Annotated in this window: 1 protein-coding gene; it reads right to left on the reverse strand. The window is 69.8% G+C overall.

Annotation, left to right across the window (positions count from 1 at the left end):
• The coding region (locus tag IO39_RS43465; protein WP_043637734.1) for a GAF domain-containing protein at nucleotides 1-434 on the reverse strand (434 nt) is incomplete at both ends.

A 434-nucleotide genomic window follows, 5' to 3' on the forward strand; every position in this document is an offset into this window, starting at 1 on the left:
CCAGCCGCTGCGACTCCTTGAGCAGCTCGTCGGTACGGGCGTTGGCGACGATCGTGTTCAGGTTGACCCCGATGGTCTCCATGAGCTGGTCGAGGAAGGTCCGGTGGACGGACGTGAAGGGCTGCACCGAGGCCAGCTCGATCACCCCGAGCACCTGCTCCTCGACCACGATGGGCAGCACGATGAGCGAGGCCGGCAGGCTCTCCCCCAGCCCCGAGGAGACCTTCACGTACCCGGCGGGCACCTCGTCCACGGCGATGGTCCTGCGGGTGCTCGCGGCCTGCCCGACCAGGGCCTGGCCGAGGCGGAACCGGTCGGGCCGGCCGGTCTCCACGGGGTAGCCGTAGGCGCTGATGAGCTGCAGCTCGCTCTCCTCGGCCAGGAAGAACGCGCCGTACTGGGCCGAGACCAGCGGGGCCAGCTCGTTCATCACC

The sequence above is a fragment of the Nonomuraea candida genome, assembly GCF_000725485.1.
GTDB classification, from domain to species: Bacteria; Actinomycetota; Actinomycetes; order Streptosporangiales; family Streptosporangiaceae; genus Nonomuraea; species Nonomuraea candida.